The sequence below is a fragment of the Planococcus sp. BI3 genome (assembly GCF_056680115.1).
In genome coordinates this window covers 2,333,976-2,347,704 of the sequence record NZ_CM155266.1, presented here as the reverse complement: position 1 = coordinate 2,347,704, position 13,729 = coordinate 2,333,976, and the positions used below count along the sequence as shown (strand labels likewise).

Sequence of the window (13,729 nt, the reverse complement as noted above, 5' to 3'; positions counted from 1 at the left end):
CACAGTATCCCTCCTTTAAAGTAGAGCTTCCTCCCATAATATAAAAAGAACTGAAGAGCGAGCAAATCAGGTGTCGTTCAACTTATTTAAAGCCTGGAACGCATCTGCAGTTTTTAACTCTTAAGCCAATTAATTCAATTTTTTTGTATCATAGTTATGCTAACACGAATAAAGACAGCGACCAACGAATTACGTTTATCAAAATGAAATATATTTGTAACAATCTATAAGCAGAAATGCAATAGAAAGGGGGTAGCTTAAGAGGTAAAGCTTTTTTAAGCTTTCGAAAGGAGTGAGCAAATGTTTGGGTTAGCCGATTTAATCGCATTGATAATTTCTGCATTTATTATTTTACCGGTAGTCGTCTTTTTGAGAGAATCGGGTTATTTAGTGATGAGTTTGATACTGGGAGTTAAAAATCCTCGGATGACGATAGGTTCAGGACCGAGGATTGTCAGAATAGGAATGTTCGATATACGTAGATACTATCATTTGTATAGCTGGTTTTCATACGATTCATTGAAAAGGAAAGGGAAGTTTGCCTACGTATCTCTGTATGCAGGACCGATTTTGGTGAATATGGTTGTGGCGCTTATCGTAAACGCCTTATTGGCAAATGGTGTAATAGAGGAATACGCGACTTTTTGGGATCGCTTTGTCTTTTATGCATTTTATTATGTAGTATTTGATATTGTGCCAATGAAAACAGCGAATGGAATGCCGAATAACGGCTTAATTATCTATGAAATGCTTCGTTACGGCCGAAGAACGGACCATAATGAGGAACCCTTCCTGCCTTCCACTTCAGAAGTGGAAGAACAGTACCAAGAGGACATGGAAAAAATGGAAGACTTCAAAGAGCAGCAGAAAGATCAAGTGGAGGAAGAACAGGAAAATTCAAACATCTCTAAAACAGAGGAACAGCAGAAAAAAGAGAGAATTGAAAAGGACAAACAGGACAATAAAGAAAGTTTGGACGAAATTAAAGAACAACGGAAAGAACAATTGAAAAACCATAAAGATAACAGACCTGAATGACGTTTTCAGTCTGAATAGGGCTCCAATGAGGAATTAGAATCAATACTTTTAATTCAAGATAATACAATGGTAAGATAACCATATAGTTTTAATGACAAAGGAGTGCTGCGCAATGACGAAGAAGTCGATGGGAATCCACCACATTACTGCAATTGTAGGAGACCCACAGGAGAATGTAGATTTTTATGCAGGTGTATTGGGTTTACGCCTAGTAAAAAAAACGGTGAACTTTGATGATCCAGGAACTTATCACTTATATTTTGGTGATGAAACCGCAAAACCGGGAACCATTATTACCTTCTTTCCATGGGGAGATGCCTACAAAGGTAAGATCGGGGACGGACAGGTAGGCGTCACAAGTTTTGCAGTTCCGAGTGGCGCTTTAGCGTTCTGGGAAAAGAGATTTGAAAAATTCAAGGTGCCTTTTTCAAAAACAACCCGTTTTGAAGAACAATACTTAACATTTGATGATCCCCACGGTTTGCATTTGGAACTGGTGGAAAGACAGCAAGGTGAACCAAATACATGGGCAATTGGTGAAGTGACGGAAGAAGTAGCCGTTAAAGGGTTTGGCGGCGCCACTTTATACACAGCCAATGCAGAGAAAACGGCTGAATTGCTGGAGACGGTCATGGGCTTAGAAAAAATTGGCGAAGAAGAGGACCTTATGCGTTTCCGCGCAGCTGGGGACCTGGGCAACATCATTGATGTGAAACTGTCCCGAGTCGGTACAGGACAGATGGGTGTTGGAACTGTCCATCATATTGCCTGGCGCGCCCAGGATGATGCCGATCAATTGGACTGGAAACAGCAAGTGGAAACTTACGGACTTGGTGTAACACCAGTTCAGGACCGCAATTACTTCAATGCCATCTATTTCCGGGAATACGGAGACATCCTTTTTGAAATCGCTACCGATCCACCAGGATTTGCGATTGATGAATCTCCGGAAGCTCTGGGAGAAGCATTAATGCTGCCAGCGCAACACGAAAGACACAGAAAAAATCTCCAACGCGACCTGCCGCCGATCCAAGTAAGGAATTTGGATTGAAGAACGAAAAGCGGAAGCAGCCGTTTAGCCGCGACAAGCGCTGGAAGCCTTACCGGTAATGGCGTTCTTTGCCATTGCTGGTAAGGCTGAAGCGACTCGAGCGGCTGGCTGCTGGAGCTGGACATAAAGAAAAGCGGAAGCGCCCGTGTAGCTCTGCCGGGCATAAGACAGACCAGCGAAGTGGCGTCTTTTCAGCCACATAGCTGGGTTGGCTTATGACCCAAAGAGCTGGGCGCTGGAGCTGGACATAAAGAAAAGCGGAAGCGCCCGTGTAGCTCTGCAGGCATAAGACAGACCAGCAGAGTGGCATGTTTTCAGCCACACAGCTGGGTCGACTTATGACTCGAAGCGCCTACGAAGTCAATAAACATAAAAAAAGCACTTCCGAAAAAAATCGGAAGTGCTTTTTCTCTTTATTTAGATATGACACTTCTCAATGCCAAACTGATGTTTTGAGGTCTTTCAGCCAGTCTTCTCATATAGTAAGCATACCAGTCCTGGCCAAAAGGGACATAAGTCGTGAAGGCAAAGCCTTCTTTTGCCAGGTCTTTTTGCATTTCTGTACGGAAGCCGTAAAGCATCTGGAATTCAAAACGATCCAGGGGAATATTTTTTTCTTTTACAAATGCTTTTACCTGTTCGATAATGTGATGGTCGTGCGTCGCAATTGACGTGTATCCAGGAGACTGAAGATGGATTTTGATCAGCTTAAGGTAATTTTTATCGATGGCTTCTTTTTCCTGAAGGGAAACTTCTGCACTTTCTTTATATGCACCTTTTACAAGGCGGAGACGGACATTCTTTAGGTTTTCCACATCTTTTTCAGAGCGGTATAAATAGGCTTGGATAACGGTGCCGACATTATCGTATTCCTTGAGCAGGGCTTCGAGAATATCGAGTGTTTGCTGCAGGTGATCGTAATCTTCCATATCTAAATTAATGAAAATGTCATAGTTGGCAGCGGCTGCCACAATTTCCTGGGTGTTCTTCAGACAGAAGGCAGGGTCGACATCGAGGCCGATTTGCGTCAATTTAACGGACATGTGCGCATTCACGCCATGGGTCTGAATGGCTTCCAATGTGTTCAATATAGCCTCTTTGGCTTTTGTCGCTTCTTCTTTGGTGTGGACAAATTCACCGAGGCTGTCGATTGTTGCACTGATTCCGTTGGCATTCAGTTCCTTTACGGACCTCATCATGCTTTGGATATCAGTACCAGCCACCATTTTTCCGGCACCTAATTTTAAGCCCCACTTTTTAGCGGCACTGTTTAATGATTGATTTTTGGATAGCGCAATGAAAAAACTTTTTGTAACACCCACGGTTAATTCCTCCCATACTGTTAGAACATGTCATCGATAAGCCGAACTTATAAAACAGGGAATACCTTGCTCAATGAAATACAGTTTATTTTCCGGAGGAAGATGCTGTATAATCCATTGTTATCTCAGAGCATATCACATATTAACTGAAAACAAAAAATCTTGAGAAACAAGATAAGGATACGACGGCTTTTTGCCAGTAAATCTCGAATTCGATTGGGAAACCGTGGGATTTAAATATAACGATGCAAAAAAGTGTAGAATGGAAAAAGAAATTTAAGTTAATCAGAGGGGGGTAAGAATGAACCGGAAAGCTGCTAAAGGATTTATTTTTTCAGTTTCAGCCTATGCTTTTGTGCATTTTATCACTTACTTTTATGAACATGCCGCTTTAACCGGGATGCTCTCTGTTCTAGGTGTTCTAATTTTAGCATCAGCTTTTCTTTTGCTGCCATTCAAGAAAATTCAATTGCAATTATTTCTCGTTATTACGGCTTTAGTGGTATTGTTTTTTACGAGTAATTCGTTCGTCGCAGACGTGGTCCAAGGATTGCAGCAAATGAGGAATCTGATCGGGTTGCTGTTGATTGTGCCCATGATCAGCTGGGTGTTGAAAGAAGAGCCTTATATTGAAGAGATTATGAGTTACGCCCATAATTTCCTCAATAGGAGCCAGAAGTTTTACTTTGGCCTGATGGCGATGACACAAGTCATCTCCCATTTTCTGTTGTTTGGCGTAGTGCCGATGATGTATCGCTTTATCGATACTTTCTTAAAAGACTATAAAGATGAAGCGTGGGAAAATTTTAAAGGAACAGCCATTCTGCGCGGCTTTGGGCTTTCTACTTTATGGGTCATCAGCATTCCGAGTTTCATCTTTGCGGTAGAGGCATTGGATGCGACTCTTTGGAAGTCGATGGCACTGGGGTTCGCCTTTGCTTTAGCGGGAACAATTTTATCGGTCATTTTCTCCTATTATCAGGAGCGGAAATACGGAGTGGATTTTTCCGCTGTGTTGCGGCAAGAAATAGATAAAGCGATGAAGAATTCGCGGAATCAGGGAAAGTGGAACAAGGATGTGGCAGAATTTGTCTTCCTGTTCATTTCTTTGTTTGGGAGTATTTTTCTCGTTCATGAACTAACCGGATTGGAATTTTTGCTGACCATTCCGCTGGTCATCCTTGTATGGACCTTGCTTTACTTTTTGATCAAAAGAAGACCAGCCAGCTTTGTGGTTGAAACCCGTTATTACTTTTCAACGGGAATTGCCAAGCAGGCACAGCAGTTTAGTATTTTGCTGGCGGCCGGAGTACTGATCTATGCGTTGAACCAGTCGGATGTCGGCGATTATGTAATCAGCGGCATGAACTTTTTGACCGGCATCATTCCAGTCCTGAATATTCTATTCCTGGTTCCGTTCATAGTCATTTTACTGGGCTTTATCGGTTTGGGTCCGTTGCCGGTCATCGTATTGGTGACAGGAGTCTTGGAGGCGATCTCTTTTCCGTATCCTCCAGAATTAGTGGTATTAGCCGTAACCTCAGGAAGTGTCATCTCCATCATCTTGTCTCCTTTTGTGATGCCGGTGATTATCCTGAGCAGTGTCAATGGATTGAGTGGCATCCGGAACGGCCTTCAATTCAATTTAAAGTTCGCTGTCGCCTTTTATATTATGGTCCAACTATTCATTCAGACTGTTATTCATTTATGATGGAAGCTTCAAAAAGCATGAGCGCTTTTCCAATGCGCTCATGCTTTTTCTGTTGGGTCCATCAGTCTGAATTGAAAGCTCTCAATTGATGGCGTATAATTTCTACTAACTGAATATTAAAACAAGGAAGGAGATAAGGGGGGCTTACCCAACGAAAAACCCCCACCATGCATGGATGGCGGGTTCGATTTTCACTTTGGCTGAGGGGCATGGATCTCCCAGGATAATTTCAACGCGTCCGCTAAATAATCAGCCGCTTCTTCCGCTTTGAAATTATCCACCTGGAATTTGGAATGATTCAATGAATAGATGGCTTGCCGCTCCAAAAACAGCGTTTTCATATCTTCAAGAGAACGCCCTTTTAACAAAGGCCGGCTGTCAACGAGAATATGGACTCGGTCTTTCCACGATTCCCATGAAATATCAAGAAACAGGACGATGCAATTGGCCATACAAATGTCCTGTATTTCTTTTTGCAAAAAGGCACCGCCGCCAACGGAAATGATATTCAAAGGCTGTTGGCTGTATTTTACAATCAGCTCTTTCTCTTTGGCACGGAACGCCTGCTCACCATAAACTTCAAATATTTGGGGGATTGGCATGGCAAATTCCTTCTCAATCTCCACATCGATGTCAATAAAGTTGCGATAAAGCCTGTGGGCCAGCAACTTTCCGACGGTTGTTTTGCCAACTCCCATAAAGCCGATGCAGACAATGCTTTTTTCACGGATGGATAAGCCGAAATTTCTCATGGACAACCTTCTTTCTCTTTTAATGGAATGGGTCAGGTTTCATAGCCTACTTTACCTCATCTGTTCTTTTTATTCACGGAAATTATAAAATTGCCAAGCAGAATAACAGAAGATGCTGATTTTATTTCATATTATTCTAGTCGAGGGGGAATTTGATGGCAACCAGCTATTTGCTGACAGGGTCGTATTCATCAGAACAAGAACCAGGCATTAAACTTTGGAGATTTGAAGACACGACGGGAGAACTGACCGAGTTGGCGGGGACAGGGGGCATTGAGCGCCCTTCCTTTCTTGCGGTCCACCCGAACGGCACCAGCTTTGTCGCCACCAGTGAAGTGGGGGACGGCGAACTGGTCAGCTATTGGGTCCATCCAGCCGCGAAAAAAATAATGGAGATCAATCGCCAATCTTCAAATGGTGATTATCCAGCCCATGTCACCATTGATGAAACCGGACAATGGCTCCTGTCTGTTACATATTCCGGCGCTACAGTAAACGTCCACCCCCTCCGTGCAGATGGTGCAATTGGAGAATTGACGGATTCTGTCAAGCATCACGGGTCCGGACCGAATAAAGAGCGGCAGGACGCCGCTCATCCGCATTCGGTCATACAGGTTCCAGGGAAGAATTTATTTTTGGTTTCGGATTTGGGAAGTGACACCATCACCACCTATAAACTGAATTCCAATACCGGGAAATTAACACTTCAATATTCGGTCCAAACAGAAGCGGGAGCAGGTCCTCGCCATCTAAGCTTCCATCCTACGAAGCCATTGGTCTATTCATTAAATGAAATTAATTCCACACTGATGGTTTATAAAATCAGTCAGTCAGGCCAGTTGGAATTTCTGCAGCTGCTGCCATTAGTACCAGACAGCTACGAGGGAGAAAATACCAGTGCAGAGATTATTGTTTCAAGCGATGGGCATTTTGTCTATGCCTCAAATCGTGGACATGACAGCATTGCTTCGTTTGCCGTACAGGAAAACGGAACTTTGGAAATTCTGGGATTAGCGGGCTCAGGAGGAGAAGGGCCGAGGCATTTCGCACTAATTCCTGGGGGTGAATGGATGATTGTGGCGAATGAAAATTCCCATACGCTCGCTGCTTTGAAAATGGGCCATTCGGGCACTCCCTGCACAGTCGAGAATATCGTCCAGACGACTGCGCCGGTTTGTGTCAAAGTGATTAAGTAAAGACAGTCATAAAAAAACAGGCAGAGAAAAATTTCTCTGTCTGTTTTTTATTACCAATCCTGAGATTCTTTTTCCATAATGCCCAATTCTTTCAGCAGGCGGATAAAACCGCTGTCCTGATTTCCTTCGAAGGCTTTTTCGGTACAGGAAGAATGAGGAGGATAGTTGAGCTCCTGTGCCTGCTCCAGCGTTGCTTCTTCCAAAAAATTTGTGGCGTCCGCCTGTTCAAAACAGGAAGGTGCGATGTAGGTCCTGAATGAATGCTCCAGGATCACCCGGCTTTCCGGCGCCGGCATATTTTCCCTCGGCACAAAGAAAAGCAGCAGCAAAAGGGCGGCGGCAAGCAGCAGCGCAACTGTCCAGATTCTTTTTTTCTTCATGTTTTATTCCTCCGTCAATAGGATTTCCGCATCCGCCAGAATCTCTTCAACCGGTGGATTTAATCCGTCATACGCTTTCATGATGACGCCTTCCTGGTTAACTAAATAAAAGGACGTTCCATGAATGACTTGATCATCGTTTTCAGGTTTTCTGGCCAAAGTCCGGAAATTATCCATAGCAAATTCATCTATTTCCTGTGGCGTATAACCCGTCAAAAGATTCCAGCTGGATAAATCCGCTCCGTAATTTTCTGCATAGGATTTCAGGATTTCGGGCTTATCAAATGCAGGATCCACACTGAAGGAAACAATCTGGACATCCAGGCCATCCTCTTTTAATTGTGCCTGCAAATCTGTCATATTCGCCATCATCGGCAGGCAGACGGTCGTACAGTTAGTGAAAACAAAATCAGCAAGCCATACTTCGCCTTCCAGATCGGCTAAGCCAAAATCTGTATTGTCCTGGTTGGTGAACGTGAAATCTTCTATTTCCCATTCGAGTGGGTCTTCAATGCCCTGGTTGCAAGCAGCTAAAAAAATGCTGAAGAAAACAGCCAGCAGCAATCCTCTATATTTTCGCAAAAATTTCAGCCTCTCTTTCAATAAAACGGATATCTTCTTAAGCCTAGTGGATATTCTTGCTCTAAACAAGGGTATAAGGAAAAAGAAATGTGTAGACATTTCGAACAGTAAAGTTGAAATTTTTTCAATTTAACTAAATCTTTGGACAATTACCTTTCTTAACAAGGAATTTACATCGCTTATGTAGAATTAAAGGAGACACGGGACTGTTAAAATTTTGGAGGTGTGAAGATGAACAATCTGCAAAGCCTTCTTACTCAGGAAAAGCTGAATGCTTTCCATACGGGGCTGATGAAAGATGCGTATCTGTATTTTGGAGCACATGTCACTGCTGATGAAACGCGATTCACTATATGGGTTCCGGGTGCAGCCAAGGTAGCGGTAGCTTGTACAGATCCTGACGGCATGGCAGAAGAAATTTTTGGGATGGACCAGCATCCTTTTGATCCGACAATCTGGCAAATACAGATTCCCCAAAAACTTACTGGATATGCTTATGAATATGTCATTGAAAACTCCGCTGGAGAAATATTGCGGAAATCTGATCCATACGCAAAAGCGAGTGAAATGAGACCTGATACCAAATCGGTGGTAGCGGAAGATTCCAGTTACACATGGTCAAAAGCCGTTTTGCAGCAAAAGAAAGTTCAGAATAACGACCACCGTGAAAAACCCATGGCGATTTATGAATTACATATCGGAACATGGAAGCGCAATGCGCAAGGTGGTTTTTTGAACTACCGTGAATTGGCCTCGCAACTGATTCCATATATTTTGGATATGGGCTTTACCCATATAGAAATCCTGCCCATTACAGAACATCCGCTGGATGAATCCTGGGGTTACCAGACAACTGGTTATTTTGCGCCAACCAGCCGCTATGGAACAGCTGATGATTTGAAGTATTTCATCGCTAAATGTGCTGAAAATAAAGTTGGATTGATCCTGGATTGGGTTCCTGGCCATTTCTGTGTTGATGAACATGCGCTGGCTTTGTTTAATGGCAGCCCCTTATACGAGGAGGAACGTGAGGAACGGCGCGCCAATCCAGACTGGGGTACGTTGAATTTTGATATCCAAAAAGGGGAAGTCGCCAGCTTTCTGATATCCAGTGCCCATTATTGGATGAATGAATTTAAATTCGATGGTTTCCGAATGGACGCATTGGTCTGTCTACTGTTTATTCCAAACAGGGAAGAACGCCCCCATAATCAGGAAGGCGTTGAGTTTCTGCGGAAGCTGACAACCAGTTTAAAGGAATTTTATCCGGAAGCGCTGTTTATTGCGGAAGATGCCTGGCATTTTCCGAAAGTCACGCATGATGTTTCCGAAGGGGGAGTCGGGTTTGACTATAAATGGAACTTCGGCTGGATGCGTGACACGCTGGATTACATGGAGATCCAGCCATCATTACGCTCTGAGGCTCATCAAAAGATGAATTTCTCTCTCGTCTACCAGTATGAAGAACGCTATCTTCTTGCTCTTTCCCATGACGAAGTGGTGAATGGGAGCGGATCCCTATTGAATAAACTTCCTGGAACACTGGATGAACGCTTTCTTCAATTGCGGCTATTACTTGGCTTCTGGATTGCCCATCCAGGGAAAAAATTACTGTTCATGGGCCAGGAATTTGGCCATTTCGAAGAATGGGAATTTAAACCTGAGTTGGATTGGCCTTCATTAGAAACCAAAGAACATAAAGGGATGGCTGATTTCACGAAAGAGTTGCTGGCTTTTTATAAAACTGAAAAATCCCTCTTTGAACTGGATGATCACCCGGACGGCTTTTCCTGGATTGATGCAGATAATCACGAGCAAAGTGTGGCTGCCTTTATTCGGAGAGGGTATCTGCCGCAGGATGAGTGTATTGTCATCTGCAACTTTTCCAGCCATGATTACGAGAACTTTAAGTTGGGTGTACCAAAAAGCACGGTGTATGAAAAAGTTTTTACCACAGGACATGAAAACTGCGGAGCTGTCATTGGAGCAGAGGATGACCCGTATGATGACCTGCCCTATTCCGTAGTTATGGATTTACCTGCTTTTACGATGAATGTTTGGAAACAAAAACAGGATGGGAGTGAAGCATGATGAACGATAAAGTAGTTGCAATGTTGCTGGCTGGCGGACAGGGAAGCCGGTTGAAGTCACTGACGTATACGATAGCCAAACCAGCGCTTCCGTTTGGCGGGAAATACCGGATCATCGATTTTCCATTGTCCAATTGCACCAATTCAGGTATTGAAACGGTCGGAGTTTTGACGCAATATCAGCCGCATGTGCTGCATTCATATATCGGACTGGGAACCCCATGGGATTTGGATCGCCATAGCGGCGGGGTTACCATGCTTCCCCCTTATGCAGAAATCGATGGCATAAAATGGTATGCAGGAACAGCCAGTGCAATTTATCAGAACATCAGTTTTCTCCAGTCGTGTGAGCCGGAATATGTCCTGATCCTTTCGGGCGACCATATCTACAAAATGGATTATGAATTATTGATTGACTACCATAAAGAGCATGAGGCGGATGTGACGATTTCCGTGCTGGAAGTCCCTTGGGAAGAAGCCAGCCGATTTGGAGTCATCAACGTCAATGACAAGATGGACGTTATGGAATTTGACGAAAAACCGGAAAAGCCAAAGAGTAATTTGGCTTCTATGGGTGTATATGTCTTTAAATGGGAAAAATTAAAAGAGTATTTGGAAACAGATAATGTAAATGAAGCATCTTCCCATGACTTTGGGAAAGACATCTTGCCGGCAATGCTGAAGAATGGCGAAAAAATGGTCGCCTATCCGTTTAAAGGATATTGGAAGGATGTTGGAACCGTTGAAAGCCTGTGGGAAGCCAATATGGACCTGCTTGATTTGAATTCTGGCTTGAACCTGCACGATCCAGAATGGCGTATTTTCTCTTCAAATCCACAGCTGCCTCCGCAGGTCATTAACGAAACAGGCGATGTTCAATCCTCTATGATAAATGAGGGGTGTGTAATCTCTGGCAAGGTATTCAAGTCAGTCATCTTCCAGAACGTAACAATTGAAGAAGGGGCTTCGGTGTCTGAAAGTGTGGTCATGAGCGGAGCGACGATCCACAAAGGAGCCAAGCTTCATCGGACGGTTGTGCCGCCGAAGTTGGAGGTGCCGGAAGGGTTTGAAATTCCTGGGCAGCAAGATGAAGTAGTGTTATTGACGCAAGAGCAACTGGATGAATGGAAGGAGAGTGGCGGAAAATGAATTTAATGGCTGTAGTAGACGCGTCTGTTAAAAAAGAAGGGCTGCAGGATCTGACGATGCAACGGACCGTTTCTTCTGTCCCTTTTGCCGGGCGCTACCGCTTGATCGATTTTCCTTTATCGAATCTTGTGAATTCCGGCGTAAATACGGTTGGGGTATTTCCTACCTATCCTTTTGCTTCATTGCTGGATCATATTGGGGTGGGCAAGAATTGGGATTTGGATAGAAGGAAAAACGGGCTTTTCTTCCTTCCGGTTACCCAGCGTGATGGAGGAATCTCGAGTGTTGGTGCATTTGCTGCGTTGGAAGAGCATATGCAGTTTTTTACAAAGAGTACCCAGACCTATGCTGTTGTCATCAACAGCTTCGTAGTGAGCCAATTTGATTTTAAAGATATGCTGGAGCAACATATCCGCTCAGGTGCAGATATAACTGAAGCGGTAAGTGGAGGGGTTTCTTTAAAAACCTATATTTTATCCAAAGATCTGCTGATTGAACTGATGCAGACTTACCGTGAAAAAAAAGTGGTGAGCGTCGAAGATGTAGTCAACTTAAAAAAGATTCCTTACACATTCAATGAGTACGAATATGAAGGGTATTTTGCAATCATCGATTCTGTCCAAAGCTATCTCCAAGCTTCATTGGCTCTATTGGATGAAGAAAACAGAAAGCAGCTGTTCCTTCCTGCGCGTCCGATTTACACGAAAGTGAAAGATGAGCCTCCGACTCGCTACGTCAAAGGTTCCCATGTTGCAAGAGCGCTTGTCGCGAACGGCAGCACCATTATGGGAGAAGTGATTGACAGTATCATCAGCCGGGCAGTATATATCAAGAAAAATAGCCGTTTAGAGAAATGCATCATCATGCAAAAATGTATAATTGAAGAAAATTGTGACTTGTCTTATGTTATTGCGGATAAAGACGTCTATATCGGTGAAGGAGTAGTTTTGCACGGAACAGCCGAACAACCGATTGTTTTACGCAAAGGAGAAAAGGTCACTAAGGAGGATTTACGATGAAAATCATTATGGCGGCAGCAGAATGTGCGCCTTTTGCTAAAGCCGGCGGACTGGCAGATGTAATGGGTGCATTACCGAAAGAACTCAGCAGATTAGGCCATGAAATCAATGTCATCGTTCCCAAATACAGTTTGATTTCAGAAGAATATGCATCTGAGTTTGTCTTGAAAGAGTCTCTGGAGTTAGACTTCAAAGGCCAACAAAAGACTTTTGGGGTTTTTGAGTATGACCATGCAGGGGTGAAGTTCCTGTTTGTGGAAAACGACAGCTATTTTAAAAGAGAACAAATTTATGGCCAGCAGGATGATTCAGAGCGCTATGCCTTTTTTAACCGGGCAGTGCTTGAAATTGTTCAGCGGCAGGAACAGCAACCGGATTTGATCCATGTCCATGACTGGCATACGGCTATGGTACCGTTTCTGTTGAAGGAAGATCAGCGCTATGCGTCCATTAAAGCGATTAAGACTGTTTTGACAATTCATAATCTGCAATTCCAAGGGAAGTTTTCTAAAGAGAAATTCTTGGAAAACTTTGAAATGGACGAACGGTATTATGACGAGGGCGTTGTGGAGTGGAATGGCAACTTCAACTCGTTAAAGACCGGTATTTCCTACGTAGACAAAGTAACTACGGTCAGCCCTACGTATCGGAATGAAATTTTGACGGATTTTTATGGAGAGAAGTTAAATGGTTTTCTGCAGAAAAGGGAGCAGGACCTGATCGGCATTTTGAATGGCATCGATACAGAAGTCTATAATCCAGCAACTGATTTGACGATAGAACGGGAATTTGATGCTATGAGCATGGAAGGAAAACAAGTGAACAAGCGGGCAATCCAGTCAAGAGCAGGACTTTCAGAGCGCGGAGATGTCCCATTACTGACGATGATTTCCAGGCTGTCAGGACAAAAAGGAATTGATGTGCTGCAGCAGGTTCTTCCAGTTTTATTGGCAGAAGAAGATATTCAATTTGTGTTGCTGGGTTCCGGAGAAGAGCAGTATGAAAAGTTTTTCCGGGAGCTGGCAGATGATTTTCCGGACAAAGTCTACATCCACGTCGGTTTTGATGAAGAATTCGCCCACTTGCTGTATGCGGGGGCAGATATCTTCCTGATGCCTTCCCATTTTGAACCATGCGGATTGAGCCAGTTGATCTCGATGCGCTACGGAACGGTTCCTGTGGCCAATAAAACAGGGGGATTGAAAGACACAGTAGTGGAATACGATGAAAATCTGAAGACCGGCAATGGCTTTTTGAGCGACTTTTCACAGGACCGATCTTTCGACCTTGCCCTCAACCGCTGTCTGGATTTTTACCAGCAGCCAGAGCATTGGGAAGCCATTAAGAAAAATGGCATGGAAGGTGATTATTCCTGGTCGCGCTCTGCGGCAGAATACGCTAAAATCTATGAAAGGATAATCTAAAGGGGCGTGCCAATT

General features: G+C 43.8%; 12 protein-coding genes. 8 read left to right on the top strand and 4 right to left on the bottom strand.

All coding sequences use genetic code 11. The features are described 5' to 3' along the window. Window positions 1-300 precede the first annotated feature (300 nt). Together AC1MEO_RS11700 and AC1MEO_RS11695 are read left to right on the top strand one after the other, a co-directional pair. Window positions 301-1,038: a hypothetical protein gene (locus AC1MEO_RS11700; protein WP_480330604.1), complete on the top strand. Its 738-nt coding sequence runs from the start codon at window positions 301-303 to the stop codon at window positions 1,036-1,038. A gap of 112 nt (window positions 1,039-1,150) precedes the next feature. After that, complete coding sequence (locus tag AC1MEO_RS11695) at window positions 1,151-2,089, top strand: ring-cleaving dioxygenase (protein WP_480330602.1); 939 nt, start codon at window positions 1,151-1,153, stop codon at window positions 2,087-2,089. A 413-nt stretch (window positions 2,090-2,502) separates the two neighbouring features. On the opposite strand, the gene AC1MEO_RS11690 is transcribed toward AC1MEO_RS11695, so the two are convergent. Beyond that, window positions 2,503-3,411: a proline dehydrogenase family protein gene (locus tag AC1MEO_RS11690; RefSeq protein WP_480330600.1), complete on the bottom strand. Its 909-nt coding sequence runs from the start codon at window positions 3,409-3,411 to the stop codon at window positions 2,503-2,505. Between the two features lie 301 nt (window positions 3,412-3,712). On the opposite strand from AC1MEO_RS11690, the gene AC1MEO_RS11685 reads away from it, so the two are divergent. After that, window positions 3,713-5,122, top strand: a complete 1,410-nt coding sequence (locus tag AC1MEO_RS11685) for a hypothetical protein (RefSeq protein ID WP_480330598.1) — start codon at window positions 3,713-3,715, stop codon at window positions 5,120-5,122. A 191-nt stretch (window positions 5,123-5,313) separates the two neighbouring features. Here AC1MEO_RS11685 and AC1MEO_RS11680 read toward each other — a convergent pair whose 3' ends face one another. Beyond that, on the bottom strand, window positions 5,314-5,874 hold the full coding sequence (locus tag AC1MEO_RS11680; RefSeq protein WP_480330596.1) for a shikimate kinase: 561 nt from the start codon (window positions 5,872-5,874) through the stop codon (window positions 5,314-5,316). Window positions 5,875-6,029: 155 nt separating this feature from the next. Between AC1MEO_RS11680 and AC1MEO_RS11675 the strand changes: the two genes are divergently transcribed. Continuing rightward, window positions 6,030-7,070: a lactonase family protein gene (locus AC1MEO_RS11675; protein WP_480330594.1), complete on the top strand. Its 1,041-nt coding sequence runs from the start codon at window positions 6,030-6,032 to the stop codon at window positions 7,068-7,070. Between the two features lie 50 nt (window positions 7,071-7,120). Here the strand turns inward: AC1MEO_RS11675 and AC1MEO_RS11670 are convergent, their stop codons facing one another. Continuing rightward, window positions 7,121-7,450 (bottom strand): hypothetical protein, encoded by a 330-nt coding sequence (locus AC1MEO_RS11670; protein ID WP_480330592.1) that lies wholly within the window; start codon window positions 7,448-7,450, stop codon window positions 7,121-7,123. Between the two features lie 3 nt (window positions 7,451-7,453). Next, window positions 7,454-8,032, bottom strand: a complete 579-nt coding sequence (locus AC1MEO_RS11665) for an SCO family protein (RefSeq protein ID WP_480330589.1) — start codon at window positions 8,030-8,032, stop codon at window positions 7,454-7,456. A gap of 231 nt (window positions 8,033-8,263) precedes the next feature. Here AC1MEO_RS11665 and glgB point away from each other — a divergent pair, with 231 nt between their 5' ends. The 4 genes from glgB to glgA are packed head-to-tail and all read left to right on the top strand — an operon-like array spanning window position 8,264 to window position 13,714. Further along, window positions 8,264-10,123 carry a 1,4-alpha-glucan branching protein GlgB gene (glgB, locus tag AC1MEO_RS11660; protein ID WP_480330587.1) on the top strand — a complete coding sequence of 620 codons (1,860 nt, stop codon included), beginning with the start codon at window positions 8,264-8,266 and terminating at the stop codon, window positions 10,121-10,123. Further along, window positions 10,123-11,271 (top strand): glucose-1-phosphate adenylyltransferase, encoded by a 1,149-nt coding sequence (locus AC1MEO_RS11655; RefSeq protein ID WP_480330585.1) that lies wholly within the window; start codon window positions 10,123-10,125, stop codon window positions 11,269-11,271. Before glgB ends, AC1MEO_RS11655 begins: the two co-directional genes overlap by 1 nt. After that, window positions 11,268-12,290: a GlgC family sugar phosphate nucleotidyltransferase gene (locus AC1MEO_RS11650; protein WP_480330583.1), complete on the top strand. Its 1,023-nt coding sequence runs from the start codon at window positions 11,268-11,270 to the stop codon at window positions 12,288-12,290. The genes AC1MEO_RS11655 and AC1MEO_RS11650 overlap by 4 nt, the downstream gene beginning before the upstream one ends. Beyond that, the gene (gene glgA, locus AC1MEO_RS11645; protein WP_480330581.1) at window positions 12,287-13,714 is read left to right on the top strand and encodes a glycogen synthase GlgA; all 1,428 of its coding nucleotides are present in this window, start codon (window positions 12,287-12,289) and stop codon (window positions 13,712-13,714) included. The genes AC1MEO_RS11650 and glgA overlap by 4 nt, the downstream gene beginning before the upstream one ends. Window positions 13,715-13,729 lie beyond the last annotated feature (15 nt).

Excerpts from the sequence above, each read along its gene's own strand:
- AC1MEO_RS11655 (WP_480330585.1), top strand. The coding sequence starts at position 10,123 with ATGAACGATAAAGTAGTTGCAATGTTGCTGGCTGGCGGACAGGGAAGC.
- AC1MEO_RS11685 (WP_480330598.1), top strand. The coding sequence starts at position 3,713 with ATGAACCGGAAAGCTGCTAAAGGATTTATTTTTTCAGTTTCAGCCTAT.
- AC1MEO_RS11695 (WP_480330602.1), top strand. The coding sequence starts at position 1,151 with ATGACGAAGAAGTCGATGGGAATCCACCACATTACTGCAATTGTAGGA.
- AC1MEO_RS11670 (WP_480330592.1), bottom strand. The coding sequence starts at position 7,450 with ATGAAGAAAAAAAGAATCTGGACAGTTGCGCTGCTGCTTGCCGCCGCC.
- AC1MEO_RS11700 (WP_480330604.1), top strand. The coding sequence starts at position 301 with ATGTTTGGGTTAGCCGATTTAATCGCATTGATAATTTCTGCATTTATT.
- glgB (WP_480330587.1), top strand. The coding sequence starts at position 8,264 with ATGAACAATCTGCAAAGCCTTCTTACTCAGGAAAAGCTGAATGCTTTC.
- AC1MEO_RS11680 (WP_480330596.1), bottom strand. The coding sequence starts at position 5,874 with ATGAGAAATTTCGGCTTATCCATCCGTGAAAAAAGCATTGTCTGCATC.
- glgA (WP_480330581.1), top strand. The coding sequence starts at position 12,287 with ATGAAAATCATTATGGCGGCAGCAGAATGTGCGCCTTTTGCTAAAGCC.
- AC1MEO_RS11675 (WP_480330594.1), top strand. The coding sequence starts at position 6,030 with ATGGCAACCAGCTATTTGCTGACAGGGTCGTATTCATCAGAACAAGAA.
- AC1MEO_RS11650 (WP_480330583.1), top strand. The coding sequence starts at position 11,268 with ATGAATTTAATGGCTGTAGTAGACGCGTCTGTTAAAAAAGAAGGGCTG.